This is a genomic window from Methylobacterium gossipiicola (assembly GCF_900113485.1).
GTDB classification, from domain to species: domain Bacteria; phylum Pseudomonadota; class Alphaproteobacteria; order Rhizobiales; family Beijerinckiaceae; genus Methylobacterium; species Methylobacterium gossipiicola.
Genome location: NZ_FOPM01000014.1, coordinates 75,863 through 100,445 on the forward strand (window position 1 = coordinate 75,863; position 24,583 = coordinate 100,445).

The 24,583-nt window shown below is 69.6% G+C and carries 24 protein-coding genes and 1 other RNA gene; 15 read left to right on the forward strand and 10 right to left on the reverse strand.

All coding sequences use genetic code 11. From position 1 onward, the window contains the following. The first annotated feature begins 102 nt into the window (after positions 1–102). From BM249_RS21725 to BM249_RS21730, 4 genes are all read left to right on the forward strand, one after another. Positions 103–765, forward strand: a complete 663-nt coding sequence (locus tag BM249_RS21725) for a Hint domain-containing protein (protein ID WP_244528741.1) — start codon at positions 103–105, stop codon at positions 763–765. Positions 766–817: 52 nt separating this feature from the next. Next, a complete protein-coding gene (locus BM249_RS13365; protein WP_280142678.1) occupies positions 818–3,727 on the forward strand; it encodes an FkbM family methyltransferase in 2,910 nt (969 codons plus the stop codon). Between the two features lie 77 nt (positions 3,728–3,804). Beyond that, the gene (locus tag BM249_RS13370; RefSeq protein WP_091972556.1) at positions 3,805–4,476 is read left to right on the forward strand and encodes a hypothetical protein; all 672 of its coding nucleotides are present in this window, start codon (positions 3,805–3,807) and stop codon (positions 4,474–4,476) included. A 301-nt stretch (positions 4,477–4,777) separates the two neighbouring features. Then, on the forward strand, positions 4,778–4,924 hold the full coding sequence (locus BM249_RS21730) for a hypothetical protein (RefSeq protein ID WP_177232407.1): 147 nt from the start codon (positions 4,778–4,780) through the stop codon (positions 4,922–4,924). 96 nt (positions 4,925–5,020) lie between these two features. Here BM249_RS21730 and BM249_RS13375 read toward each other — a convergent pair whose 3' ends face one another. Continuing rightward, complete coding sequence (locus BM249_RS13375) at positions 5,021–5,410, reverse strand: exopolysaccharide production protein YjbE (protein ID WP_091972558.1); 390 nt, start codon at positions 5,408–5,410, stop codon at positions 5,021–5,023. 479 nt (positions 5,411–5,889) lie between these two features. On the opposite strand from BM249_RS13375, the gene BM249_RS13380 reads away from it, so the two are divergent. Beyond that, the gene (locus BM249_RS13380; protein ID WP_091972560.1) at positions 5,890–6,579 is read left to right on the forward strand and encodes a GntR family transcriptional regulator; all 690 of its coding nucleotides are present in this window, start codon (positions 5,890–5,892) and stop codon (positions 6,577–6,579) included. A gap of 16 nt (positions 6,580–6,595) precedes the next feature. Here BM249_RS13380 and BM249_RS13385 read toward each other — a convergent pair whose 3' ends face one another. Next, positions 6,596–7,009 carry a nuclear transport factor 2 family protein gene (locus BM249_RS13385; RefSeq protein ID WP_091972562.1) on the reverse strand — a complete coding sequence of 138 codons (414 nt, stop codon included), beginning with the start codon at positions 7,007–7,009 and terminating at the stop codon, positions 6,596–6,598. 213 nt (positions 7,010–7,222) lie between these two features. Between BM249_RS13385 and BM249_RS13390 the strand changes: the two genes are divergently transcribed. The 5 genes from BM249_RS13390 to BM249_RS13410 all read left to right on the forward strand — a co-directional run bounded on the left by BM249_RS13390 (position 7,223) and on the right by BM249_RS13410 (position 14,515). Then, positions 7,223–8,413, forward strand: a complete 1,191-nt coding sequence (locus tag BM249_RS13390; RefSeq protein ID WP_091972564.1) for an ABC transporter substrate-binding protein — start codon at positions 7,223–7,225, stop codon at positions 8,411–8,413. 25 nt (positions 8,414–8,438) lie between these two features. Then, positions 8,439–9,308 carry a branched-chain amino acid ABC transporter permease gene (locus BM249_RS13395; protein WP_091972566.1) on the forward strand — a complete coding sequence of 290 codons (870 nt, stop codon included), beginning with the start codon at positions 8,439–8,441 and terminating at the stop codon, positions 9,306–9,308. A 2-nt stretch (positions 9,309–9,310) separates the two neighbouring features. Further along, positions 9,311–11,782 carry a branched-chain amino acid ABC transporter ATP-binding protein/permease gene (locus tag BM249_RS13400; protein WP_091972567.1) on the forward strand — a complete coding sequence of 824 codons (2,472 nt, stop codon included), beginning with the start codon at positions 9,311–9,313 and terminating at the stop codon, positions 11,780–11,782. 144 nt (positions 11,783–11,926) lie between these two features. Beyond that, positions 11,927–12,862: a polysaccharide deacetylase family protein gene (locus BM249_RS13405; protein ID WP_091972568.1), complete on the forward strand. Its 936-nt coding sequence runs from the start codon at positions 11,927–11,929 to the stop codon at positions 12,860–12,862. A gap of 48 nt (positions 12,863–12,910) precedes the next feature. Beyond that, positions 12,911–14,515 (forward strand): gamma-glutamyltransferase family protein, encoded by a 1,605-nt coding sequence (locus BM249_RS13410; protein ID WP_091972569.1) that lies wholly within the window; start codon positions 12,911–12,913, stop codon positions 14,513–14,515. A 177-nt stretch (positions 14,516–14,692) separates the two neighbouring features. On the opposite strand, the gene BM249_RS13415 is transcribed toward BM249_RS13410, so the two are convergent. The 8 genes from BM249_RS13415 to gap all read right to left on the reverse strand — a co-directional run bounded on the left by BM249_RS13415 (position 14,693) and on the right by gap (position 21,853). Further along, positions 14,693–15,238, reverse strand: a complete 546-nt coding sequence (locus BM249_RS13415; RefSeq protein ID WP_056176113.1) for an adenine phosphoribosyltransferase — start codon at positions 15,236–15,238, stop codon at positions 14,693–14,695. 39 nt (positions 15,239–15,277) lie between these two features. Then, on the reverse strand, positions 15,278–16,072 hold the full coding sequence (locus BM249_RS13420) for an inositol monophosphatase family protein (protein WP_091972570.1): 795 nt from the start codon (positions 16,070–16,072) through the stop codon (positions 15,278–15,280). Positions 16,073–16,217: 145 nt separating this feature from the next. Further along, positions 16,218–17,237: a tetratricopeptide repeat protein gene (locus tag BM249_RS13425; protein WP_091972571.1), complete on the reverse strand. Its 1,020-nt coding sequence runs from the start codon at positions 17,235–17,237 to the stop codon at positions 16,218–16,220. 32 nt (positions 17,238–17,269) lie between these two features. Further along, complete coding sequence (locus BM249_RS13430) at positions 17,270–17,929, reverse strand: thiamine phosphate synthase (protein ID WP_091972572.1); 660 nt, start codon at positions 17,927–17,929, stop codon at positions 17,270–17,272. 26 nt (positions 17,930–17,955) lie between these two features. Then, positions 17,956–19,029, reverse strand: coding sequence for a class II fructose-bisphosphate aldolase (gene fba / locus BM249_RS13435; protein WP_091972573.1), 1,074 nt, complete (start codon positions 19,027–19,029; stop codon positions 17,956–17,958). An 86-nt stretch (positions 19,030–19,115) separates the two neighbouring features. Beyond that, positions 19,116–20,318: a phosphoglycerate kinase gene (locus BM249_RS13440; RefSeq protein WP_091972574.1), complete on the reverse strand. Its 1,203-nt coding sequence runs from the start codon at positions 20,316–20,318 to the stop codon at positions 19,116–19,118. Positions 20,319–20,362: 44 nt separating this feature from the next. Next, a complete protein-coding gene (locus BM249_RS13445; RefSeq protein WP_091972575.1) occupies positions 20,363–20,794 on the reverse strand; it encodes a hypothetical protein in 432 nt (143 codons plus the stop codon). Between the two features lie 51 nt (positions 20,795–20,845). Further along, the gene (gene gap, locus BM249_RS13450; protein ID WP_091972577.1) at positions 20,846–21,853 is read right to left on the reverse strand and encodes a type I glyceraldehyde-3-phosphate dehydrogenase; all 1,008 of its coding nucleotides are present in this window, start codon (positions 21,851–21,853) and stop codon (positions 20,846–20,848) included. A 417-nt stretch (positions 21,854–22,270) separates the two neighbouring features. On the opposite strand from gap, the gene BM249_RS13455 reads away from it, so the two are divergent. From BM249_RS13455 to BM249_RS13475, 5 genes are all read left to right on the forward strand, one after another. Next, positions 22,271–22,552 (forward strand): DUF4164 domain-containing protein, encoded by a 282-nt coding sequence (locus BM249_RS13455; protein WP_244528744.1) that lies wholly within the window; start codon positions 22,271–22,273, stop codon positions 22,550–22,552. 30 nt (positions 22,553–22,582) lie between these two features. Next, positions 22,583–22,942 (forward strand): cell division protein ZapA, encoded by a 360-nt coding sequence (locus BM249_RS13460; RefSeq protein ID WP_091972579.1) that lies wholly within the window; start codon positions 22,583–22,585, stop codon positions 22,940–22,942. Between the two features lie 51 nt (positions 22,943–22,993). Continuing rightward, positions 22,994–23,150, forward strand: a non-coding RNA gene (gene ssrS / locus BM249_RS13465) — 6S RNA. Beyond that, on the forward strand, positions 23,140–23,730 hold the full coding sequence (locus BM249_RS13470) for a 5-formyltetrahydrofolate cyclo-ligase (protein WP_091972580.1): 591 nt from the start codon (positions 23,140–23,142) through the stop codon (positions 23,728–23,730). The genes ssrS and BM249_RS13470 overlap by 11 nt, the downstream gene beginning before the upstream one ends. Positions 23,731–23,740: 10 nt before the next feature. Beyond that, positions 23,741–24,562, forward strand: coding sequence for a TIGR00282 family metallophosphoesterase (locus BM249_RS13475; protein ID WP_091972582.1), 822 nt, complete (start codon positions 23,741–23,743; stop codon positions 24,560–24,562). Positions 24,563–24,583: the final 21 nt, after the last annotated feature.

Sequence of the window (24,583 nt, forward strand, 5' to 3'; positions counted from 1 at the left end):
GCGACGGGTTCCGCTGGCGCGACGGGTGCGACGGGTTCCGCTGGCGCGACGGGTGCGACGGGTTCCGCTGGAGCAACGGGCGCGACGGGTCCCGCTGGAGCCATGGGCGCGACGGGTCCCGCTGGAGCCACGGGTGCCACTGGAAGCGATGCGCCCTGCTATGCCCGGGGTACGCTGATCCTCACGCCGGAGGGTGAGCGGCCGGTGGAGGATCTGCGAGCAGGCGACGCGGTGGTCACCGCCTCGGGGGCGACGGTCCGCGTGCAATGGGTCGGTCACCGTAGCCTCGATCTGACTCGCCACCCCCGGCCCGAGCGGGTCCGGCCGGTGCGGGTCGCCGCCCACGCCTTCGGCCATGGGCGTCCGCACACCGACCTTTTCGTCTCGCCCGCCCATGCGTTGTTCCTGGACGGGGTGCTGATCCCGGCCGAGGCACTGATCGACGGCGGCGCCGTCGCGCAGGTCGCGCCGGCCGCCGTGGTCTATCATCACGTGGAGCTCGCCGTTCACGACGTGCTGGTGGCCAATGGCCTGCCGGCCGAGAGCTTCCTCGATTGCGGCAACCGCGCCGATTTCGAGAACCACGACGGCCCGGTCCGCCTCCATCCCGATTTCGCATCCCTGAATTGGGAGATGGCCTGCGCCCCGTTCGTCGTCGCCGGCCCGGTGCTGGAGCGCGTACGGGCAGGGCTCGCGGCGCCGAAGGCGGCCCCCGCCGAGCGCGGGAGGCGGTCGATCCTGTCGCGGCTCCTGCGGCGAGCCTGATGCCGCCCGTGGCTCGAGCATGACGCCGTCCGGTCAGTCTCTTTGCCTCGCCATGATCGTTCGGAACGAGGCACCGGTCATCCGCCGGTGTCTCGCCTCCGTGCGATCGCTCATCGACCATTGGATCGTGGTCGATACCGGCTCCACCGACGGCACCCAGGACCTCGTGCGGGCCGCCCTCGGCGATCTGCCGGGCACCCTGATCGAGCGGCCCTGGGTCGATTTCGGGCACAACCGCTCCGAAGCCCTCGCCCTCGCCCGCCCGCACGGCACCTACACCCTCGTCATCGATGCCGACGACGAACTCCTCCTTCCGCCCGGCTACACCCTGCCGACCCTGGACGCGGATTCCTACGACGTCGCCATCGCGGATGGTTCGATCACGTATCGACGGACTCAGGTTGTGCGAAACGCCCTGACATGGGTCTACCGGGGTGTCCTGCACGAGTTCCCGAACTGCCCCGAGGCGACCCGCGCGGGTGCCCTCGGCCTGACCCTGCGGCGCAACCACGACGGTGCCCGCCGCCGCGATCCGGAGACCTACCGGCGCGACGCCGCGCTCCTGCAAGCGGCCCTGGCGTCGGAGACGGACCCGTTCCTCACCGCCCGCTACCTGTTCTACCTCGGCCAGAGCTATCGGGATTGCGGCGCCGCCGAGGAAGCCGTCGACGCCTATCTCAGACGGGCGGACCTCGGTTTCTGGGAGGACGAAGTCTATGTCGCCCTCTGCACCGCCGCCGGGCTCATGGCTGGTCTCGGCCGGCCCATGGACACGGTCCTGGAGACTTACCGGCGGGCCATCGCGATCCGGCCCGACCGGGCGGAGGCGCGCCACGGCGCCAGTCGCGCCTGCCGCCTCGCCGGCCACTACGCGGAAGGCTTTCGGTTTGCGCAAGCCGGCCTCGGCCTCGTGGCGCCGGAGGGCGGCCTGTTCGTCGAACCCTGGATCTACGCCTATGGTCTGCGGGACGAGTACGCGGTCAACGCCTATTGGGCCGGCCGGTACCGGGACTGCCTCTCGGCCTGTCTCGATCTCCTCGCCTGCACCGAGGTGCCGGCGGACGATCGTCCGCGACACGTGGCCAATGCCCGCTTCGCCCTCGAGAAGCTGCCGGTCCCCTACGATCCCGGACGCGGCCTCCTGCCCTCCGCCCGTGGGGGCATCGCGGCGACGACGCCAATGCCGGTGCCTGCCCGTGCCGCGCGGTGGAGCCCCGAGCAGCCGCAGGGCGGCACGGAGATCATGGCCGCCGGGTTGTCCCGCCACCTCGGCCCCGACCTTGTCGCCATCGACCTGCGTCTGAACGGCTACGACGCGGCGGGACTCGACGGACGTCCCTTGGTGATCTGGATCCACCATGCGCCCGACCAGGCGGCGGTGGCTTGGCTTCGGGATTCCGAGAAGGTGCGCCGCGTGGCGCGGTTCGTCTTCGTCTCGGAGTGGCAGCGCGCGGGGTTTCTCGCGGCGTTCGAACTCCCCCCGGAGCGTTGCCTCGTCCTGCGCAATGCCACGGAGGTGCCCCAGGTGGATCGTCCCGCGCGACGGAATCTTCCCCTTAAGGTCGCCTATACCAGCGTTCCCTATCGGGGCCTCGCGATTCTCCTCGAAGCCTGGGCTCGACTGGCGCCGCGATGGGCCGAACTCCACGTCTGGTCGTCGCACAAGCTCTACGGCCGCGACGCCGACGACGCGCCATACGAGGCCCTCTACGCGCGGGCGGCCACTCTGCCGGGCGTCCACTACCACGGGCTCCTGCCCAATGCCGACCTTCGCGCCGCCCTCGCGGGGATCGACATCCTGGCCTATCCGAGTACTTTCGCGGAAACCTCGTGCCTTGCGGTCATCGAGGCGATGGCCGCCGGTTGTCGCGTTCTGTGCCCGACCCTCGGCGCCCTCCCGGAAACCACGGCGGGCTTTGCACGCCTCTATCCCTTCGTGGCGGACCCGGACGCCCACGCCGCCGCGTTCACCGAGATCCTGCGGCAGGAATTGTCCGATCCCTGGATGGGGCAGGCGGCGCAGGCCTCGGCCCAGCAGGCTTTCTGCCGCCAGACCTACGATTGGCGCGTCCGCATCCCGGAATGGCGGTCTCTCCTCGACGACCTGCGGGCGGACGCACGGGCTCCGACGCCGTCGGGGGCCTCCTGGCCCGTGTTCCGGGAAGTGGACTCGAAGCGCGGCCGGTTCTTCGTCGTCGACGGGGACTACATCGGGCGGACGCTGAGCCTGACGGGGGACTGGGAGCCGCATCTCTACGCATTCGCGGCCCTCGTCCTCGACCCGCGATCCCATATTCTCGACCTCGGAGCCAATTTCGGAGTTCATACCGTCGGTCTCGCGCGCCTGGTCCCCGAGGGGTCGGTCCATGCGTTCGAGCCCCTCGATCTGTGTTTCTCGCAACTGCACCGAAACGTCCTCGCCAACGGACTCGGCAACGTCCGCACCTACCGGATGGCCGTGACCGACCGCTCGGGCGACAGGGTGGAGATGGAGCCCCCGGACGCGACCCTGACGGCGGATGGAACGGTCAATCTCGGCCTGACCCGGATCGGCCGGGGCGGCGACGGCGTGTCCACCATCCGCCTCGACGACCTGCGCCTGCCGCCGATCACCTTCATCAAGATGGATATCCAGGGTTCGGAAGCCCTGGCCGTCGAGGGGATGCGCGAATTGCTCGCGCGGGACCGCCCCGTCGTCTTCCTCGAGATCGAGGAGGATCATCTTCGACGGAGCGGTTCGAGTTCGAAGATCCTCATCGAGCGCTTTCTCGCCCTCGATTACAGTCTTCTTCGGATCCGGACGGAGTGGCCGACGGACCACCTCGCGATACCGAACGAACGCGCGGATCTCATCGCCCGCTGTCGCGACCAGCCCCATCATGACTATGACTGGATTTCGGGTTCGGGCGTCGATCTCAAATTCGAGAATTCGTATTTTTATACGCGTATCACGACGACGTAGCCTTCCGTCTCAGAGATTAGAATTGCATGGGCGCGTCGATCCCGCTCGCGTCTCGGGTCCATTGTCGACGGTGTTCCATGGGAAAGCCCTCCGGCGATTATGCCGTCATCGCGAAGTCGGGTCTGTTTGACATCAATCATTACCTCATCGAAGCCCCAGACGTGGCGGCGGACGGATGCGACCCCCTGCTGCATTTCTGCCAATTCGGCTGCCGGGAGGGCCGGCGCCCGAACCTCTATTTCGATCCGGTTTGGTACGCGGATCTCTATCTCGGGGAGGGGGCCGAAGGCGTGAACGCCCTGTCCCACTATATCCGGATCGGCGAACGGTCGGGTTTGCGACCGGTGTGCTACTTCGATCCGGCCTGGTACGCAGGGCGTTATGATCTCCCGGCCCGAATTTCACCCCTGAAACATTATCTGACCCACCGCCGTAGCCAAGCATACGCGCCGAATTCCTTGTTCGATCTTGGCGATTACCTTCGTCGATACGGCGCCGAAATTGGCCCCAACCGCGATGCATTCGTCCATCTTTTGCGCCGGGGAGCCGGACGAAATTTCGACGGCTCGGCGAGCTTCGTCTCCCAATCGGATCGCGCGGAGCACGGCCTGCCGTCTGGTTCGGATTCGCCGAACTTGCGGGTCCACGAGGCCCGCATTCCCCTGGTTCACCGCCTCGATCAGCAGGCCCGCGACGATTTTCGTCGGAGATCGGCCCGCGGGCCGGCTTGGCGTTGGTGGCCTGCGTGAAGCCCGGGGCTTGAGCCTCCGGCACGAGGGGGCGATCTTGAGTCTCGATGCGCCCGGATCGCGGGGGAGGGCCGGCTTCCAAAGCGGGACAGGCGGCATCAAGGGATGGGGGAACTTGCGCCTGCGCCGTTGAAATCCGAAGAGAATCCCGCGTCTCCGGTCGGTGACGCGGTCCGCGTCGAGGGGTGAATCCGGTGTCCGAAGCCCCTCTGGACGGCGCTGTGCCCCCAGGGTGACAGCCGACGGTTTCCCTGCGTTCCGGTAGTCTGCGGACTCGCGTTGGCGGGGCGAGTCGATCAAATTGGCGAGCACACCCTGCTTCCGGCTCATCGTCATGCTGCTCGCTTCTCGCGCCGTCCTCCATCAACATCGTGAGATCGCAGCCGTCATGATCACGTACGGGGCCTTCCTCGGGGGCATCCTGGCCTTGGCCTGGGTGATCGCCTGAAACGAAAAGCCCCGACCGCTGGAGCGACCGGGGCTTCGTTCGGGATGCACTTTAGCGGACGATAGCTGAAGCGCGGGATTTCGCTCGTTCAGACAATCAGCAATCGTCGCCCTTCTTGCCGATGGCCTGGTTCTCGCCGGCATTGTTCAGGGCGCCGACGGTTCCGGGCGAGGCGGGCTGCTGACCGCCCGCGAGGTTCTTGCTGGCTGGGTCTTCGTTCCCCTTGGCCGCCATGGTGCCGCCCGCCTTCTCCCCGACGCCCTGATTGGCCCCGACGTTGTTCATGGCGCCGACGGTGCCCGGCGAAGCGGGCTGCTCGCCACCGGCGAGGTTCTTGCTGCCCTGGTCGACAGCCGAGCTCTTGCCGTTCGCGGTATGCTGCTCCGGAGTCTTGCCCTTCTCCGCGCCGGTATTGCAGGGGGCGGCGATAGATGTTCCGGCCGTGAGTGCGAAGATGGCAGCGCTGGCGATGACGGCGAATTTCATAAAGGCGTTCCTCAAGGTTGGTTGTCGGGAAGAATAATTCTCCTTCTGGCCTATCGGTTCCCGAAGGGCAGGACCGATTGGCATCCTTTTCTGCCAAGGTTTCTCCGTTTCCATTCCGAAAAGACGGTTTTGCATTGCAATATGACGGCTCGAAGCTGGCGTTCGATGCTCCGCATCGCAAACAGGCCCACAGGGTCCGATCCCCAAAGTCGGCTTCACACGGGAACATCCGTCGTCCTGTCCTGCTTCGCCCGCGCTGACGCGCAGGTGGTCACCCAACAGTGGCCGCCGGCATTGGCGCAACGAGGCCGAGCCCCCGTCACCACGCTGCGTAGGGTGCCCCTTGAGCCTCGACGAACGGGGACCGACGATGCTGGGGCCGAGGCCACTTGGCGCAGAGGACGTCATGCTCCGCCGCCGATCCGTGATCCTTCTTCGTCCGCCTCCTGATAGACAGCGGGTGCAGGAGGAGAGAGGCCATGGCGGGCACACCCATCAATCGTGTCGAGACGATCTGCCGAACCCTGCGTCGCGCCATCATCGAGCGGGCGCTGATCCCCGGGGATCGGCTGCCGGAAGATGCCCTGGGCGAGCGGTTCGGGGTCAGCCGCACCATTGCGCGCCAAGCCCTCGGCCAGTTGGCGGGCGAGGGGCTGGTGGAACTGCGCCGCAACCGGATCGCCGTGGTGGCGAGCCCGAGCTGGGAGGAGGCGCGGGACACCTTCGACGTGCGCATCAGCCTCGAACGCCTCGTGGTGCGTCGCCTCGCCGGGCGCCTCGACGCGGAACGGCAGGCCGCTTTGGAGGCGCATATCGCGGGCGAGGAGCGGGCCGGCGGCGGGCCGGAGGCCACCTCGATCCGCCTTGCCACGGAGTTCCACCTGCTGCTCGCCGAGATGACCGGCAGCCCGGTGCTCAGCCGCTACGTCGCCGAACTCGGCTATCGCTGCGCCCTGATCCTCTCGCTCTACAGCCGGCCGCACTCGTCCGATTGCGCTGTGAGCGAGCATCGCGAGATCGTGGCCGCCCTGGTCGCGGGCGATGCCGAGCGCGCCGTCGCCCTGATGGATCACCACCTCGACGCCGTGGCCGAGCGGGCCCGCATCGTGACGGAGCCGCAGCGCGAGCGCGACCTCGTGCGCCTGCTCGCGCCCTACGTCGAGGCCTGAGGGCGCGGGGCGCCCCTCAGGCCGTGAGGCCGTGCCGATCGAGCAGGCGCTCGGCGCTGTCGTTCCACACCTCCATGGCGACGATCAGCCCGTCCCGCACGGTGAAGCGGTCGACGTAGCGGTTGCCTTCGAACGCCGTCCCGTCCGGCCAGGCGCCGTAGAGGGTGCCGAGGCTGTAGACCGTGGTGACGTCCCCGCCCGGCACCACGTCGAGGCGTTCCATCCGCTTTTTCACCCAGGCGTAGCGGCCGGCATTGAACGCCGTCACCGCGCTCGGATGCGTGAACACCCGTCCGCCCGTGAACACGATGGGCGTGCCCGGCGCCATGTAGCGTGCGGCCCCCTCGGGATCGGGCACCATGGAGGCTTCGAGATAGGCGGTAACGACGGCGGCGTCGCGCGCGGCGGGGTTGGTGTCAGTCGCGCTCATGATTCGATGTCCTTGTGATTCCCCATGTCGGCGACACCATGCCGAACCCAAGGCGGTTGCGCATGCATCAAGTGTATGCACTTTTTCGATCGCTCTGCACGCATTCGTGGCATCGCCTTCTCCGCGCTCCGAAAAATGTAAGCGTTTCCAGCACTTCGCCCTTTGGCACGTCTGTTGCGGACCTAGGTCGACCACATACTGGATCGGATCGCCATGCCCCGCCGTCGCCCCGAAGCCCGCCCGCTCACCCGCCGCCTCGCCTTGGGCGTTCTGCTCTCCGGGTTCGTCGGCCTTTCGCCCGTCCGGGCTGCCGAGCCGGTACGGATCGGCCTCGTTACAGCGCTCAGCGGGCAATCGGCCAAATCCGGCGAGGCGATCTCACGGGGCATCGGGCTCGCCATCGACGAAATCAACCGGGCCGGCGGCGTCCTCGGTCGCCCCCTCGAGCTCGTCGCCCGGGACGACGAGGCCAACCCGTCGAAGGGTGTGCTCGCCGCCCGCGAACTCATCCAGCGGGCCGGCGTCGTGGCGCTCATCGGCGGCCTCGACACCCCGGTCTCCATGGCCATCGTGCCCATCGCCAACCAGATGAAGGTTCCGTTCGTCGGTCCCTGGGCCGCCGGCACCGGCATCACCCGCAACGGCGCGGCGGACAATTACGCCTTCCGGGTCTCGGCCGTGGACGCCCTGGTGGACGAGGCCCTCGTGGCCTACGCGGTGAAGACCTATGGGGCGAAGAAGCCCGGTGCCATCCTCGTCAACAACGCCTGGGGCGAATCGAACCAGCAGGGCCTCGTCGCGGCGCTCAAGGCCGCGAACCTCCCCTCCGCCGGCATCGAGAAGTTCGAGGCCAACGACATCGACATGGTGCCGCAACTGTCACGCCTGCGCGATGCGGGCGCAGACGCCCTGTTCCTCGTGGGCAATGTCGGTCCCTCGGCCCAGGTGGTGAAATCCCTCGACCGCATGGGCTGGACCGTGCCGGTGGTCTCCCACTGGGGGCCGGCGGGCGGACGCTTCGACGAACTCGCCGGCCCGGGGGCCGCGCGGGTGCGCTTCGTCCAGACCTTCACCTTCGCAGGCAACGACGCCCCGAAGGCCAAGGCGGTGCTCGAAGCCCTCAAGGCGAAGGACCCGGCGATCAAGTCCATGGCCGACGTCACCCCCGCCGTCGGCATCGCCAACGCGTATGACGCGACGCACCTCATCGCCCTGGCGATCCAGGCGGCGGGCGCCACGCAGGGGCCGAAGGTGCGTGATGGGTTCTACAAGATCTCCGGCTATTCCGGCCTGATCAAAACCTACGACAAGCCGTTCACGCCGGAGCGTCACGATGCCCTCGGGCCGGACGATTACGTGTTCGCCCGTTTCCAGAACGGCGAGATCGTCGCGGTGACGAAGTGAGGGGGGCGACGCACGGGAGGACGCCATGCTGACGGGAACGCTCATCAGCGGGCTGGGCCTCGGCAGCATGTACGGGCTGGTGGCGCTCGGCTTCCACCTCACCTTCGCGGTCTCCGGCACCGTGAATTTCGCGCAAGGCAGCGCCGTCACCCTCGGGGCGGTGCTGGGCTATGTGTTCGGGGTTCGCCTCGGCTGGCCTATGCCGCTCGCCATCGCGGCGTCCCTCGCGGGCTGCGCCCTCCTCGGCCTCGCCGTCGAGCGCCTCCTCGTCCGGCCGTTCGTGACGCGCGGGTCCGATGCCTGGCTGCTCGCCACGGTGGCGGGTGGCATCATCCTCGACAATGCCCTGCTCTTCACCTTCGGCAAGGAGCCGCGCAGCCTGCCGTCGAGCCTGGTCGCCGCCCCCGTCGAGATCCTGGGCGCGGGCGTGTATCCCCTCCAGCTCCTGATCCCCGTGGTCGGCGTCGCGGCGGCCCTCGCGATCCGCACCGTGTTCCAGCGGACGGAACTCGGCCGGGGCCTCCTCGCCGTGGCGCAGAATGCCGAGGCCGCCCGGCTGATGGGCATCGACGTCGCCCGCACCGTGGCCTGCGCCTTCGCCCTTTCGGCCGTGCTCGCCGGGGCGGCGGGCCTGCTCATCGCGCCGCTCTTCTCGGTCTCGGCCGAGATGGGCGCCCTGTTCGGCATCAAGGCCTTCGCGGTGGCGATCCTGGGCGGCATCGGCTCGGCCACCGGCGTGGTGCTGGCGGGTCTGCTCTACGGCCTGCTGGAAGCGGGCGTCACCGCCACCCTCGGCTCCGGGGCCACCCAGATCGTGGTGTTCTCCGTCATCATCCTGGCCCTCGCCCTGCGCCCGAACGGCCTTCTCGGCCGCGCCGGCGTCAACAAGGTCTGACCATGATCGCCTCCTTGCGCGCCCCGGCGGCCATGGCCTGGACGATTCTCGCCCTGACCCTCGCGGGCCTCGCCCTGGTGCTGGTGACGAGCGGCTACAGTCATTTCGTCATCGCCCTGACGGCCCTGACGGTGCTGGCCGCAACCGGCCTCAACATCCTGCTGGGGCTCGCCGGCCTCATCTCCTTCGGGCATGCCGGCTTCTACGCCATCGGCGCCTATGTCAGCGCGATCCTGACCCTGAACGGGGTCGGCTTCTGGCTCGCCCTGCCCATCGCGGCCGGTGTGTCGGCCCTCCTCGGCGCCGTCCTCGCCCTGCCGGCCATGCGGGTGCGCGGCCCCTACCTCGCCATGGTCACCATCGCGTTCGGGTTCCTCGTCGAGCACGCCCTGATCGAGGGTGGGGCCGTCACAGGCGGGCAGAACGGCCTCGTGATCGCCGCCGGCCCGACCCTGTTCGGAGTGCCGATGGGGGAGCGCGACCTCGCGATCCTGGCGGTGATCGGGGCCGGGCTCGGCCTCTACGGGTTCCACCGGTTGCGCCATGCTCGCCTCGGCCAAGCCCTGCGGGCGGTGCGCGACGCGGATGTCGCCGCCGCGTCCCTCGGCTTCGATCCGGTGCGCGTGAAGACCGTCGCCTTCGCGCTGTCGGCGGCCCTGACGGGGCTTGCCGGCGCGGTGCTGCCGCCCCTGATGCTGTTCATCGCGCCGAGTTCCTTCCCGTTCTCCCAGTCGATCCTATTCGTGCTGGCGGTGGTGGTCGGCGGGGCCGGTACGGTGCTCGGCCCCGTCTTCGGCGCCCTGGTGACGGTGCTGTTGCCCGAGGCGCTGGCCGGGCTCGCCGAATACCGGCTGCTGTTCTTCGGCCTCACGACCCTGGTTGTGCTGTGGCTGGTGCCGGAGGGCGTCGTCGGCAGCCTCGGGCGCCTGCTGCCGCGCCGGACCGAGATCCGGCCCGCCGGGGGCACCGGCACACCCGATCTCCTGAATCGCGACGGGCGTGAGACCTTGACGGTCGAGGGGCTCGGCATCGCCTTCGGGGGCATCCGCGCCGCCGAGGGGGTCGCCTTCGCGGCGCGCCCGGGCGTCGTCACCAGCGTGATCGGGCCGAACGGGGCGGGCAAGACCACCGTGCTCAACATGATCTCGGGCTTCTACCGGCCGAGCGCCGGCACGATCCGCCTCGGGAGTCGCGATCTCGCGGGGGCGCCCGCCCACACCATCGCCCGCGCCGGCATCGCCCGCACCTACCAGACAACGCGGCTATTCGGCTCCCTCAGCGTCGTCGAGAACGTCCGCCTCGCCCGCGCGCCCGGTTCCCTGCTGCACCGTGACCGCCACGAGGACCGGGAGACGGCCGAGGCGTTGCTCGCCTTCGTGGGCTACACCGGTGGCCTCGACCGCCCGGCCTCGGAACTGCCCCATGTCGACCGGCGTCTCGTGGAGATCGCCCGGGCGCTCGCGGGGGCGCCGCACGTCCTCCTCCTCGACGAGCCGGCCGCCGGCCTCGCCCGGGCCGAGACCGACCGGCTGGGGCAGCTCTTGCAACGCATCGCCGCCTGCGGGATCGCAGTGATCCTCGTCGAGCATGACATGCCCCTGGTGATGGCGGTGTCCGACCGTATCCTCGTCATGGATGCGGGGCGTCCCATCGCCTTCGGGTCGCCCGCCGAGATCCGCCGGAACCCCGCCGTGTTGCGCGCCTATCTTGGCGCCGCCGACACCCCGGCCCGGCCGCGCGCCGCGCCCTGGAGCGGCCCCGCCGATACGGTCCTGGCCGCCCACGGCCTGCGGGCCGGCTACGGCGCCGCGCCCGTCCTCGACGGGATCGGCCTCGCCGTCCGGCCCGGTGAGACCGTGGCGCTGCTGGGCTCCAACGGCGCCGGCAAGTCGACGGCCATGCGGGCGCTCTCCGGCCTCCTGCGTCCCGTCGAGGGATCGATCGTCCTCGGGGATACCGCCGTCGCGGCCCTGCCGGCCCATGCCGTCGCGCGCCTCGGCCTCGCCCTGGTGCCCGAGGGCCGGCAGGTCTTCCCCGAACTCACCGTGGTGGAGAACATTCGGCTCGGCGCCTGGAGCCGGGGCGGGCGCGTCGATCCGGCGGAGGTCGAAGCCCTGCTCGACCGGTTCCCACGCCTGCGCGAACGGGCGGACAGCCGCGCCGGCCTGCTCTCGGGGGGCGAACAGCAGATGGTCGCCATCGCCCGCGGGATGATGGCGCGCCCCCGCATCCTGCTCCTCGACGAACCGTCCCTCGGACTCGCCCCGGCCATCATCAATTCGCTCTACGCCGTCGTGGCCGAACTGCGCGACGCCGGCACCACCATCCTCATCGTCGACCAGATGGCGGCCCTCGCCCTCACGGTTGCCGACCGGGGCTACGTCCTGGAACAGGGGCGCGTCGCCACGTCCGGCACCGCCGCCGAACTGAAGGCCGATGCGGGGCTGGAAGCGGCCTATCTCGGAGCCGCCTGACCCCCATACCCGTTGATGGCTTCGGATCGGCGACGCGGGACAGGCTCCTCTCCTGGCACGAGAGGGAACCCGCGCCCGCAGCGGACCGAACGGATGAACCGGAACCGCCCGAGACAGGCGCGAACTCTCTTCGTGGATACCCCGATGACGAAACCGACCCCCGCCGATGAGACCTTGGCCGGTCATGGCCGCTATGCCTATTCGGCCCTGCCGGATCGTCCGGTCTACGACTGGCCCGGGGGTAAGCGTCTCGCGGTGTACCTCGCCCTCAACCTCGAGACCTTCGATTTCGGCTCCGGCCTCGGCGCCGAACTCGCGCCCGGCGGGCCGCAGCCGGACGTGCTGAACTATGCGTGGCGCGACTGGGGCAACCGGGTCGGGGCGTGGCGCCTGCGCGACCTCTTCGACGGCCTCGACCTGCCGGCGAGCGTGTTGGTCAACAGCCGATTGTACTCAGATTGCCCCGGCCTCATCGAGGCGTTCCGGGCGCGGGGCGACGAGATCGTCGGGCATGGCCGCACCAATGCCGAGCGGCAGGGCAGCCTCGACGAGGCCGGGGAACGCGCCCTCATCGCCGAGGCGACCGCCGTGCTGACGCGGGAGGAGGGGCGTGCGCCCGCCGGCTGGCTCGGCCCCTGGATCTCGCAATCGAAGGCGACGCCCGATCTCCTGGCGGAGGCCGGCTACCGCTACCACCTCGACTGGTGCCACGACGACCAGCCGACCTGGTTTTCCACCCGCGACGGCGGCCACATCCTCTCGGTGCCGTATCCGCAGGAATTGAACGACATTCCGGCCATTGTCGCCCGCAAGGACACCGGACGCGACTTCGCCGACGCCATCGTGGATGGTTTCGACGAGATGCTGGAGCAGTCCCGCCACGCCCCCCTGGTGATGGGCATTGCGCTGCATCCCTACATCGTCGGCCAGCCCCACCGCCTGCGGCCGTTGCGCCGGGCCCTCGAACACATCACCCGGCACCGCGACGCCATCTGGCTCACCACGGCGGGCGCCATCGCGGCCCATGCCGCCGAGCGGCTGCCTCTTCCGTCGCAATGGTCCCGGGCGGCGGGCGCGTAGAGCGCCGCCTTCGATCCCGTCCACCCGGTCCCTCGCTCAGGGTCTCCCATGCCGCCCCTCCTCGACACTCCTCCGAAAGGCCCGGCGCGCTCCGACAGGGGTATGGTGACGAGCCCGCACGCCCTGGCGAGCCAGGCCGGACACGAGGTTCTGCGGGCGGGCGGCAACGCCATCGAGGCGGCCATCGCGGTCAACGCAACCCTGTGCGTCACCTATCCGCATTTCTGCGGCCTCGGGGGCGATGCGTTCCTCATCGCGAGCGACCGCGACGGCACGAGCATCACCCTGTCGGGTATCGGGCAGGCCGCCGGCCGGGTCGGCGACCTGCGGGACGGCATTCCCGTGCGCGGGCCCGGCTCGGCCCTCACGGCGGCGGCGGCCGTCGATACCTGGGATCAGGCTTTCGCCTACGGCCAACGCGCCTGGGGCGGGCGCCGAAGCTGGGCGAGCCTGTTCGACCGGGCGATCCAGTACGCCACGGATGGGTTCCCCCTGACGCCGTCGCAGCATTTCTGGTCCACCTTCCGCGCCACGGAAATCGCCACTTGGCCGGGCGTCGTGCGCGGCTTCACCGACGCGGGCCGGCTCCCGGAGGCGGGCGAGCGGTTTCGCCAACCCGATCTCGCCCGCAGCCTGACGACCCTCGCCGGGAACGGCGGGCGCGACTTCTACGAGGGCGACCTCGCCCGGCGGATCGCCGACGGGCTGCGGCAGGCCGGCTCCCCCCTCGACGCGGACGACCTCGCCCGCTGCCGGGCCCGCAACGAGCCGGCCCTGCGCGTGCCCTATCGCGGCGGAGAATTGTTGAGCCTGCGCCCCCCGACCCAAGGGGTGACCACCCTGGAGATCATGGGCATCCTCGACCGCTTCGACGTCGGCGCCATTCCGGAGAGCAGTGCCGATTACTATCATCTGCTGGTGGAGGCGGTGAAGGCGGCGTTCCTCGACCGCAATCGCCACGTCGCCGATCCCGATTTCACCGACGTCCCGGTGGAGCACCTGCTCTCGGCGGCCCACCTCGACGGTCAGGCTGCGCGCCTCGACCTGCGGCGGGCGCGGCCGTGGCCGCACGTGTTTCAGACGGGCGACACGGTGTTCATCGGCGCCGTCGATGGCGACGGCAATTGCGTCAGCCTCTTGCAGACGATCTATTTCGATTGGGGCAGCGGCGTCGTCGCGGGCGACACCGGCATCCTCTGGCACAATCGCGGCGCCGCCTTCAGCGTCGATCCCGACCACATCAACGCGGTGCGTCCGGGCAAACGCCCGTTCCACACCCTGAATCCCGGCATGTACTTCCGCGACGGCCGCCCGAGTCTGCTCTACGGCACGCAGGGCGCCGACGGCCAGCCGCAGACCCTCTCGGCGGTGCTGACGCGGCTGATCGATTACGGAATGGACCCCCTCACGGCGCTGGACCGCCCGCGCTTCCTTTTGGGAAAAACCTTCTCGGACAGTCGCGACAGCCTGAAGCTCGAACTCGCCGCCGGCCCGGAGGTGTTCGACGCCCTCACGGCGCGCGGCCACGCCATCAGCCCGATCCCGACGCACAGTCCCCTCGCGGGCCATCCGGGGGCTATCCGCATCGGCCCCGATGGCGCCCTCGTCGGCGCCCACGATCCGCGCAGCGACGGCCTGGCGCTCGGGGTTTGAGGGGCTCGCGCACCGCCCCTCCCGCGCCGAAAGCCGCGATCCATCCGATCCGGCTGCCGGATGACCGAAGCGGAAACCGGCTCATTGAGCCTGGGGGGCGCCCCATCATCTGAACGCCGCCAATCCGAGGAATCGAACGGCGTTCGTATGCCCCCCGTGTCGGGAGACGGTCCGCCCTCAGTGCCCGTCGAATTCCATCAGGGTCCGCACCGGCACGTCGAGGTCGCGCAGCTTCTGGGCGCCGCCGATCTCCGGCAGATCGATGACGAAGCAGGCCGCCACCACCTCGGCGCCGATCTGGCGCAGGAGGTTCACCGCCGCGCAGGCGGTGCCGCCCGTGGCGATGAGGTCGTCGACCAGCAGCACCCGGTCGCCGGGCTTGATGGCGTCGACGTGGATTTCCATCTCGTCGGTGCCGTATTCGAGGGCATAGGCGATCGAGACGGTTTTGTGCGGCAGCTTGCCCTTCTTGCGGATCGGCACGAAGCCCGACGACAGCTGGTGCGCCACGGCGCCGCCGAGGATGAAGCCGCGCGCCTCGATGCCGGCGACCTGATCGATCCGCCCGCCCGCGAACGGATGCACCAGGGCATCCACCGCCCGCCGGAAGGCGCGCGGATCGCTGAGCAGGGTGGTGATGTCGCGGAACACGATGCCGGGCTTCGGGTAGTCCGGAATCGAGCGGATCGACTCCTTCAGGGCGATGTGTCGGCGGGAATCCATGGCGGCGGCCTTCGGCAGGGTCGTGAGCGGGGAGGGCGGTCAGGCGTTGGCGCGGCGCAGGAGCTTCACGAGGTCGCCGTGAAGGTGCTCGTTGCCGGCGCAGACGGAGCGGGCGGCGAGGGGCTCGGCGCCGCCATCGGCGCTGGAGACGAACCCACCGGCCTCGCGCACGAGGATGATGCCCGCCGCGATGTCCCAGGTCTGCAGGTCGCGCTCCCAATAGAGATCGGAACGACCGCAGGCGACGTAGGCGAGGTCGAGGGCCGCCGAACCGAAGCGGCGGATGCCGCCGCTCACCGCCATCACGGCCGCGACCTCGCGCAGGAGCTTCGGATGGTCGCCGCGCCCGAGATAGGGCGAGCCGTAGGCCACGAGGGCATCGGCCATGTCGACGCGGCCGGAAACGCGCAGGCGGCGGTTGTTGAGGTAGGCGCCCTTGCCGCGCTCGGCCACGAACAGCTCGTCCTTGGCCGGATCGTAGATCACGCCGGCCACGATCTGGCCCTCGCGCTCGAGGCCCACCGAGATGGCGAAATGCGGGATGCCGTGGAGGAAGTTGGTGGTGCCGTCCAGCGGGTCGACGTGCCAGGTGTGGCTCTTGTCCGCGCCCTCGACGATGCCGGATTCCTCCAGAACGAGGCCGTAGCCGGGGCGGGCCTTCATCAGGGCGTCGCGCAGAACCTCCTCGGCCTTGCGGTCGGCGGCCGAGACGAAGTTGCCGGGTCCCTTGCGCGAGACCTGGAGGTTCTCGATCTCGCCGTAGTCGCGCTTGAGGCCGCGGGCGGCCTTGCGGACGGCGTCGACCATGACGGTCATGAGGGGTGAGCTGATCATCGCTTGAAGGGTCCGGGTCGATTCAAAGAACGTCGGAGACGAAGGGGCTGGGTCCGGCCATAGCACGTTTGGCGCGGGTCTCATCCCCTTCGCATTGCAGGGCAAGCCTACGGCAATTCGGGTCACGCCTACGGTTCGGTCGCGTCTACTTCAGGTTGGCCCGCTCGGACGCCATCTGCTCGGCGCGCTTGCGCTCGTCCGGCGTCAGGTCCGTGAGATTCTGGTCGAGCCAGTCGTCGGAGAGCCCCTGCGCGGCGGCGGCGAGGTTCCAGGCGGCGGCCTCGACGGTGTTCTTCGGCAGGCCACGTCCGGAGGCATAGAGCCGGGCGACGCGGTTCTGCGCGATGGCATTGCCGCGCGAAGCCGCGTGGAGGAAGTAGCGCGCCGCCCGGCCCTCGTCCTTCGCGACGCCGGTCCCGTTGAACAGCAGGATGGCGAACTCGACCTCGCCGGCCAGATCCCCGTTGTCGGCGGCCCGGCGAAACAGGTCGGCGGCTTTCGCCGGATCCTTCGGCACGCCGCGGCCCTGGAGGTAGAGCACGCCGAGATCGTGCTGGGCGGCGCTGATCTCGCCGTCGGCGGCTTTCTGGAACAGGGTCGCGGCCCGGGCCTGATCGTCGTCCTTGCCGGTGCCGAGGAGGATCAGCGCGAGGTTGTAGGAGGCAGTGGCGTCGCCCTTGGCGGAGGCCTGTTCCAGCCACTTCCGGCCGGCTTTCAGGTCCTTCGGGCCGCCGCGTCCGTCAATGGACATGAGGCCGAGGGACGCCATAGCGTTGACGTCGCCCTGCGCAGCGGCGAGGCGGTACCATTCGGCCGCCTTCACCGGATCCTGCTTGACGCCCAGGCCCTGATTGTAGAGCTCGCCCAGCAGCGTCATCGCGGCGGCGTCCTTGGGGTTGGCCGTCAGCCGCTTCGTCGCCTCGCGAAACGCCGTGGTGTACTGGCCGCGCTGATAGGCGCCGAAGGCGATGTCGGCATCCTTGTTGGTCGTGCGCGGGCGCGCGCCGATGAAGCCGGGGGTGTAGGGCGTCGGCAGCTCCTTGAGCGGCGCGGTGAAGATCTCCTTCGTGGCCGTCTTCGGCAGAGGCGCCTGCGTCGTCGCACCGGGCGCCACGGCGGTCGCCGGGCTCGGCCCTTGCGCATCGGCCGTGGCCGCCGCGAACATCAGGCCCGCGACGATCGGAGCAGTCGCGAATCTCACGCGGCCTTCCCCGCCGCGTCCACCATTGCCTGGATCGCGGCGACGTCGGCGCCCTCGCCCATCCAGAGGGCGCTCTCCAACCCGAGGAACTCGGCCCCGGTATCGACCAGGGCCGCCACCTCGCCGGCCGCGTGCGCCACGGCGATGCAGGGCGTCTCGAAGATCTCGGTCCACCACGCCGCCCGGTCGAGGACCGTCGCGGCATCCGGCGCGACGCCATCGGCGTAGAGGCCGCCGAACATCACGTAATCGGCCCCCGCCTCGCCGGCTTCCATGGCGGCGTGCTTCTGCTCGTGGCCGCCGGCGCCGAGGATGCGGCCGTCGTCGAGGCGTTCGCGCAACTCGGCGAGCGCCCCGTCGCGGGGCTTGTCGAGGTGCACGCCATCCGCTCCACCACGGGCGGCGACGCTGACGAGGTCCCCGGAAAAGCCGGCGCAGGCCACCACAAGGGCCGCGCCGGTGCCCTGCGCGGCCGGGGCCACGCGCTTGACGAGGTTGACGAGGCTGCGCTCGTCGGACGGCGCCAGCCGGAGGATCACGGCGGCGACGTCACCGGCTGCGCACGCCGCCGTGAGGGCCGCCGCGAGGGTGTCGGCGTCCCCCGCCTCGACCCGGTGCGGAGTCAGGAGGGCGAGGCGGGTACGGGGCTCGGACATGGACGCTTTCTCGGACGTTGGGGCGCTCAGCGCGCCGCGCCGATCTTCGGATCGAGGGAGCCGTTGGCGTAGCGCTTGGCCATGGCGGCGACGGAGACCGGGCGGATCTTCGAGCCCTGGCCGGCGGTGCCGAACTCTTCGAAGCGCTGGCGGCAGAGCTTCGTCATCGCCTCCATGGCGGGCTTCAGATACTTGCGCGGATCGAACTCGGCCTTGTTCTCGGCCAGAATCTTCCGGATCTGGCCCGTCATCGCCATGCGGTTGTCGGTGTCGATGTTGATCTTGCGCACGCCGTGCTTGATGCCGCGCTGGATCTCCTCCACCGGCACGCCCCAGGTCGGCTTCATCTCGCCGCCGTACTGGTTGATGATGTCCTGAAGGTCCTGCGGCACCGAGGAGGAGCCGTGCATCACGAGGTGGGTCGTCGGCAGGCGCCGGTGAATCTCCTCAATGACGTTCATGGCTAGCACGTCGCCATCGGGCTTGCGGGTGAACTTGTAGGCGCCGTGGCTGGTGCCCATGGCGACGGCGAGTGCATCGACCTTGGTGGCCTCCACGAACTTCACCGCCTCGTCCGGATCGGTCAGAAGCTGATCGTGAGAGAGCACGCCCTCGGCGCCGTGGCCGTCCTCGGCCTCGCCCTGGCCGCTCTCGAGGGAGCCGAGCACGCCGAGCTCGCCCTCGACCGAGACGCCGGCCCAATGGGCCATCTTGGTGACGTTGCGGGTGATCTCGACGTTGTAGGCGTAGTCGGCCGGGGTCTTGCCGTCGGCCTTGAGCGACCCGTCCATCATCACCGAGGTGAAGCCGTACTGGATCGCCGTGGCGCAGGTGGCTTCGTCGCTGCCGTGGTCGAGGTGCATGCAGACGGGAATGTGCGGATAGATCTCGACGAGGCCGTCGATGAGCTTGGCCAGCACGATGTCGTTGGCATAGGCGCGCGCGCCCTTGCTCGCCTGCAGGATGACGGGCGAATCCGTGGCATCCGCCGCCGCCATGATGGCGAGGCCCTGTTCCATGTTGTTCAGGTTGAATGCCGGCACGCCGTATTCATGCTCGGCGGCATGGTCGAGGAGCTGCCTCAGGGTGATGCGGGCCATGGGTTTCTCCACACGATGAGGTCGGCTCCCCGGGGGGCCGTCCGTTAGGGTCGGTTCGTCCTCGCGGACGGTCGGCGGTGCGACGATCAGGCTTTGGCGCGAAGGGCCTCGACGCCGGGCAACTCCTTGCCTTCCAGCCATTCGAGGAAGGCGCCGCCGGCGGTGGAGACGTATGAGAACGTCTCGCCGACGCCGGCATGGTTGAGGGCCGCCACGGTATCGCCGCCGCCGGCCACGGAGACCAGCTTGCCGGAAGCCGTCTGCTCGGCGGCGTGCTTGGCCGCCGCCACGGTGGCGGCGTCGAACGGCGTAAGCTCGAACGCACCCAGCGGGCCGTTCCAGACCAGGGTCGCGGCCGCGTCGATGGCGGCGTTGATCTCCGCCACCGTCGCGGGGCCGGCGTCGAGGATCATGCCGCCCTCGGGCACGGCATCGACCGCGACGGTCTCGTGGGCGGCGTTCGCTTTGAATTCCGAGGCGACGACGGCGTCCACGGGCAGGATAATACGGCAATTGGCGGCTTTGGCCGCCGCGACGATGCGCTGGGCGGTCTCGGCGAGATCCTTCTCGCAGAGCGACTTGCCGACGCCGAGGCCCTGCGCGTGCAGGAAGGTGTTGGCCATGCCACCGCCGATGACGAGCATGTCGACCTTGGCGACGAGGTTCTGCAGCAGGTCGATCTTCGACGAGACCTTGGCGCCGCCGACGAGGGCGATCACCGGGCGGGCGGGAGCTTCGAGCCCCTTGGTGAGGGCGTCGAGTTCGGCCTGCATCAGGCGCCCGGCATAGGCCGGCAGCACATGGGCGAGACCTTCCGTGGAGGCGTGGGCCCGGTGCGCGGCGGAGAACGCCTCGTTGACGAAGAGGTCGCCGTTGGCGGCGAGGTCTCGGGTGAAGGCCGGGTCGTTCTTCTCTTCGCCCGCATGGAAGCGGGTGTTCTCCAGAAGCAGCACGTCGCCGTCGTTGAGGGCCGCCACGGCCTCGGCGGCGGCGGGGCCGACGCAATCCTCCGCGAAGGCCACCGGACGGCCGAGATGCTCGGCGATGGCCGAAACGACGGGCTTCAGGGACTCGCTCGCCACCGGCTTGCCCTTGGGGCGCCCGAAATGGGCGAGCAGCACGACCCGCCCGCCGGCATCCGCGATCTCCCGGATCGTCGGCACCACGCGTTCGATGCGGGTTGCGTCCGTCACCCGGCCGGCTTCCATGGGAACGTTGACGTCCACGCGCAGCAGCACGCGCTTGCCCTTGAGGGCACCGGCATCGTCGAGGGTACGGAAAGCGGTCATCGGGGCTCGGCGTCTCGGTTCGGGCTGGATATCGAAAGAGCGGATCAGCGCTGCGGGATCAGCGCGTCGAGGTGGAGGCGCTGGGCCGCAACGGTGAGCGCCACCGTCAGCACGGCGGTGATGATTGCCGTCAGCACCAGGGCGCCGGAGCCGGGCAGGCCACGGGTCCGGTCGGCGACGGCGCGGACTTCGCTGCGCAGGGCCGAGAGGTCGGTCTGGCGCGCCGCTTCGTTCATGCGGGCCGCCGCCCCTTCGAGCTTCTCTTCCATGCGCGAGAGCAGGGCCTCGGAGCGAGCGTATTTGTCCTCGATCCGCGCGCACTTGTCTTCGATCCGGGCGAGCTGATCACCGCCCGGAGTCGCCTCGACCTTACCGACGACCGCCGGCACGGGAGCCGGTGTCGCCGACGCCGGACCACCGGTGCCGCTCGGTGTGCCGGGGATGAAGTCGCGTCCAGCGGGGGAGGTCTCTGTCATCTCGGGCACACCTTGTTGTCGGAGAGCGGGCGATCCGTCGGGCGGTCTCGGTCAGATCAGCTTGCCGAGGGCCACGGCCGTGTCGGCCATGCGGTTCGAGAAGCCCCATTCGTTGTCGTACCAGGCGAGAATGCGCACGAACGTGCCGTCCATCACCTTGGTCTGGTCGAGGTGGAAGGTGGAGGAGTGCGGGTCGTGGTTGAAGTCGATGGAGACGTTGGGCTGGTCCGTGTAGCCCAGCACGCCCTTGAGCGGGCCGTCGGCGGCGGCCCGGATGGCGCCGTTGATCTCGTCCACGGTGGTGGCGCGCTTGGCGGTGAACACGAGGTCCACGGCCGACACGTTGGGGGTCGGCACGCGGATCGACGTGCCGTCGAGCTTACCCTTCAGTTCCGGCAGCACGAGGCCGACGGCCTTGGCGGCACCCGTGGAGGTCGGGATCATCGACAGGGCGGCGGCGCGCGCCCGGTAGAGGTCCTTATGCATCTGGTCCAGCGACGGCTGGTCGTTGGTGTAGGAGTGGATCGTGGTCATGAAGCCGCGCTCGATCCCCACGAGATCGTTGAGCACCTTGGCCACCGGCACGAGACAGTTCGTGGTGCAGGAGGCGTTGGAGATCACGAGGTGATCGGCCGTCAGGTCCTGATGGTTGATGCCGTACACCACGGTGAGGTCGGCGTTGTCGGCGGGGGCCGACACGATGACGCGCTTGGCGCCGGCGTCGAGGTGGGCCTTGGCCTTGTCCTTCGAGGTGAAGATGCCGGTGCATTCCAGCGCGATGTCGACGCCGAGTTCACGGTGCGGCAGCTCGGCCGGATTGCGCACGGCGGTGACGCGGATGCGCTGGCCGTCGACCACGATGAACTCGCCGTCCACCTCGACCTTGGCGTTGAAGCGGCCGTGGATCGAATCGAAGCGCAGGAGGTGGGCATTGGTCTCGACGGGGCCGAGATCGTTGATGGCCACCACCTCGATGTCCTTGCGGCCGGACTCGTGGATGGCGCGCAGCACGTTGCGGCCGATACGTCCGAACCCGTTGATGGCGACTTTCACCGACACGGCGTGAACCCTTCCCTTGAAACGGACACCACCCCGGCGGCGTCCTCCAGCATGGAGACCGGGGTGAGAGTCCCCGATCTGTCGCCCGCACTGCGCGAATCCAGGTTGAACGCGCGATGAATTGCGGTCGCCGTCCGGCCATTCGGGATCGTCCGGAATTCGGAGGATGCGCGCGAGGGGCCTGAACGTGTCACGGAATGCGAGATCCGATTGGCGGGCGGCCGGTCTCTAGCATGAGGGTCTGGCGTGGCAAAGGTCGCGCCGGAGGAACGCGTTGAAGTGTCATCATCTTCGGTGTGCATGGTCGTCGCCCGAATCCTTCGGTGCAGCCGTCGATCTGCGCCTGTGCTCGGACGGTTGCCTTATGGTATCGGAGCCCTGTTGGGTTGCCCGGACTGGCCGGGGGAGGCGTGTTTCGTGAGCAAGGCCATCGACGATGCTCTCCTGCAACTGACGACGGCCCTCACGCGCCTCGAAGCGGCGGTGGGACAGCGATTCGAAGCCGAGCGCGATCCGGGGGACCTCGAAACCGAGCTCGCGATCATGGCCGAGGACCGCGCCCGCCTCGCCGCCGAGCTCGACGCCGCCAGCGCCCGCCTCGCGACGGTGGAGGCGGCCACCGACGATGTCGGGCGCCGGCTCGGCCGGGCCATCGCGACCGTGGAGGGCGTGCTGGTTCCCTCCGGCCGCCCGCGCTAGCCTGTCCGACCCGCCCGACCCGAAGGCCCGATGCCCCAGATCAACGTCACCATCGACGGCAAGACCTACCGGATGGCCTGCGCCGAGGGCGACGAGCCGCACCTCACCGCCCTGGCGAGCGGCCTCGATGCCCGCATCGTCGGCATGCGCCGGTCGTTCGGTGAGATCGGCGACATGCGCCTGCACGTCATGGCGGCGCTGATGCAGGCCGACGAACTCGATGAGACCAACCGCAGGCTCGCCGCTTTGGAGGCTGAGACCGCTGCCCTGCGCGAACGGGTGGACGCCGCCGACACGGAGCGCGCCGAGGAAGAGGCCCGCACCGCCGATGCCCTCGGGCGATGCGCGGAGCGCCTGGAGCGGCTGACGAAGTCGCTTTCGGCGGGGTAAATCCCTCGGCTCCCCCTGGCGTCGGCCGCGGGCCATCGCTACATTGCGTCGGCGGGGCTGCCGCGTTCGTCAGGAGAACTTTCCCCGGGGCCTTATCGACTCCCCAGGGAGCTGTCCCTGGCCCTGTCCCTGGACTCGGCCAACACGGCGCCCACCTACACTGTAGGTTTCCCGGGATCGACACTCCAACGGCTCACGTGGCTCCGCACCCCTCTTCCTCCGCTTCCCTGAAAGCGTCCCTCCGCCAAGCCGCCCTCGGGCGGCGCGATGCCCTCGACCCGGAGGCGCGGCGCGCGGGCGCCCTCGCCATCGCCGATGGGGTGATGGCCATCCCGGACTTGGCCCAGGCCCCCATCGTCGGCGCCTTCTGGCCGATCCGCAGCGAGGTCGATCCCCGGCCCCTCATCGAGCGCCTGTTCGCCCGAGGCCAGCGCGTCGCCCTGCCGAAGGTGACGCCGGACGGCCTCGTGTTCCGCGAATGGCGGGTGGGCGAGGCCCTGGTGCGCGGGAGTTTCGGCCTCAGCGAGCCCGACGACAGCCTGCCGCCCCTCGATCCCGCCGCCCTGATCGTGCCCCTCGCCGCCTACGACATCCGGGGCCACCGCATCGGCTACGGGCGGGGTTACTACGATCAGGCCATCGAGCGCCTGTCGCGCAATGGCCCCGTACTGACCATCGGCATCGCCTTCTCGGTGCAGGCCGTAGACGCGGTCCCGGCCGAGGCCCACGACCAACCCCTCGACCATCTCATCACCGAAGCGGGCCCGGTCTCGCTGACGCGAGCCTGACAGACCCGCCATGCGTCTTCTCTTCCTCGGCGACGTCGTGGGCCGGCCCGGTCGCCATGCGGTCACGGACCGCCTGCCGAAACTCCGTCAGCGCTGGCGCCTCGATTGCGTGGTGATCAACGGCGAGAACGCCGCCGGGGGCTTCGGCCTCACGGAAGCCATCTGCGACGAACTCCTGCAGGCCGGCGCCGATGCGGTGACGCTCGGAAACCATTCGTTCGATCAGCGCGAAGCCCTGGTCTTCATCGCCCGCCAGCCGCGTCTCGTCCGCCCGGCGAACTACCCGCCCGGCACGCCGGGGCGCGGCGCCACCGTGGTCGAGACGGAAGGGGGCGCCCGCGTCCTCGTCCTCAACGTCATGGGCCGCATCTACATGGATGCCCTCGACGATCCGTTCGCGGCGGCCGAGCGCGAGTTGACGGCCTGCCCCCTCGGTGAGGTCGCCGATGCGGTCATCGTCGATGTCCACGCCGAGGCGACGAGCGAGAAGCAGGCCTTCGGCTACTTCCTCGACGGCCGCGCCAGCCTCGTGGTCGGCACCCATACGCACACGCCGACGGCGGATCACCGCATCCTGCCCGGCGGCACCGCCTACCTCTCGGATGCGGGCATGTGCGGCGATTACGATTCGATCCTCGGCATGCAGAAGGACGAGCCCCTGCGCCGCTTCCTGCAGAAGACGCCGGGCGCACGCCTCGAAGCCGCGCAAGGGGAGGGTACCTTGAGCGGCCTCGCGGTGGAGACCGACGACCGCACCGGGCTCGCCACGGGTGTCTGGCCCGTGCGTCTGGGGCCGCACCTCGAAGAAACCTGGCCGCGATCATGGGATTAGCCCCGCTTCACGGGGATGACC